Source organism: Protofrankia sp. Cas3 (assembly GCF_963555955.1).
Classification (GTDB): Bacteria; Actinomycetota; Actinomycetes; order Frankiales; family Frankiaceae; genus Protofrankia.
Map to the genome: position 1 here is coordinate 6,148 of NZ_CAUVXP010000170.1, position 2,173 is coordinate 8,320.

General features: G+C 71.3%; 1 protein-coding gene. It reads left to right on the forward strand.

The features are described 5' to 3' along the window. A partial coding sequence (locus U9983_RS23185) for an amino acid adenylation domain-containing protein (RefSeq protein ID WP_322756043.1) occupies positions 1–2,173 on the forward strand: 2,173 nt, incomplete at both ends.

The window sequence follows — 2,173 nt, forward strand, 5'->3', positions numbered from 1 at the left end:
CCAGAACAACGTCCGGGCCGAACTGCCGCTACCGGACGTGCAGGTGGCGAGGCAGGCCACGACGACGTCGGCGGCCAGGTTCGATCTGGAGCTGAGCGTCGGCGAGGTGTTCGGCGCGGACGGGCTGCCGGAGGGGATCCGCGGCGTCCTGATCGGGGCCGCGGACCTGTTCGATCCAGATTCGGTCGAGCAGATCGGCCGGCGCTGGACGCGGGTGCTGGAAGCACTGGCTCAGGATCCGTCGACCCGGCTGAGCGGCGTGGACATCCTGGCGGAGGCGGAGCGTCGCATGGTTGTGACCGACTGGAACGACACCGCGGTCGAGGTACCCGCCGCATCGGTACCGGAGTTGTTCGCGGCGCAGGCTGCCCGAACTCCGGACGCGGTCGCGGTTGTCAGCGGGGGAGTCGAGGTCAGCTACGCCGAGCTGGACGCGCGGGCGAACCGGCTGGCCCGCCAGCTGGTCCGCCGCGGGGTCGGACCGGAGTGCGTGGTGGGGCTGTGCCTGCCGAGAACTGTGGAGATGGTCGTCGGGATCCTCGCGGTGTGGAAGGCCGGCGGTGCGTACCTGCCGATCGATCCGGACTATCCCGCCGAGCGGATCGGTTTTCTCCTGGCCGACGCGAACACGGTGTGCGTGCTGGCGGGCTCCGGAGAGGCTGGCCGCCTCGCCGAGGTGCGACAGGCTGTCGACATTCCCGTCGTGACGCCGGACGACCCGGCGGTCGCGGCGCAGATAGCGGCACTTGACGGTACGGGCCTGTCCGACGCCGAGCGGATCGCCCCGCCGTCCCCCACCTATTCGGCCTACCTGATCTACACGTCGGGATCGACCGGTACGCCCAAGGGCGTGGTCGTCGAGCACGGTTCGGTCGCCGGCCTGGTGTCCTGGGCGCGCCGCGCGTTCAGCGCCCAAGAGTTCTCCCGGGTGCTGGCCGCCACCTCGCTGACCTTCGATGTGTCGGTGTTCGAGATCTTCGGTCCCCTGGTGTCCGGCGGCGGCATCGAGGTCGTCGAGGACCTGCTCGTCCTGGCCGATCGCGACCACAGCGCCTGGTCGGCGAGCCTGATCAGCGCGGTGCCGTCCGCGTTCTCCCGCCTCGTGGGCGACATCGGGCCCCGCGCCCGTACCCGTACGGTGGTCCTGGCCGGCGAGGCGTTGTCCGCCCGGACGGTCGCCGGGATTCGCGCGGCTCTGCCCGGCGTCAGGGTCGCCAACATCTACGGGCCGACCGAGGCGACGGTCTACGCCACGGCGTGGTACGCCCACGGGGACGTACCGACGATTCCACCGATCGGTGCACCCATCGCCAACGTCCGGGCGTACGTGCTCGACGCCGGGCTGCACCCGGTGCCGCCGGGGGTGTCCGGGGAGCTGTACATCGCGGGGTCGGGACTGGCCCGGGGCTATCATCGCCGGTCGGCGTTGACGGCCGAGCGGTTCGTCGCGTGTCCGTTCGGGTCGCCGGGCGAGCGGATGTACCGGACGGGCGACGTGGCGCGGTGGACCGCCAACGGGCAGCTCGTGTACGCCGGCCGCGCGGACGACCAGGTGAAGGTCCGGGGGTTTCGGATCGAGACCGGTGAGATCGAGGCCGTACTGGCCTCGCATCCCGAGGTACGGCAGGCCGCGGTCGTCGTGCGGGAGGATGCGCCGGGGGACACGCGCCTCGTGGCGTACGTGGTCGCCGCTGATTCGGATATTGACCGCGACGCGCTGCCGGGCCTTCTGCGCGGCTTGGCCGCGACGCGGTTGCCGCAGTACATGGTGCCGGCCGCGGTGGTGGTGCAGGACGCGCTGCCACTGAACTCGAACGGCAAGCTGGATCGCAGGGCACTGCCGGCTCCGGACTACGGTGCGGACACAGCCGGCGGGCGCGGGCCCGCGGACGTACGGGGTGAACTGTTGTGTGCGGCCTTCGCCGATGTCCTCGACGTGGCATCGGTCGGCATGGACGACGATTTCTTCGACATCGGCGGGCATTCGCTGTTGGCGCTGCGGCTGATTTCCCGGATACGCGCCGTGTTGGGCGTGGAGATCCCGTTGCGGGCACTGTTCACCACCCGGACGCCCGCGGGGATCGCGCGGCTGCTGGCGGACGCCGATCGCGGTCGGCTCACTCTCGCGACGCGCGAGCGTCCCGAGCTGGTGCCGTTGTCGTTCGCGCAGGGG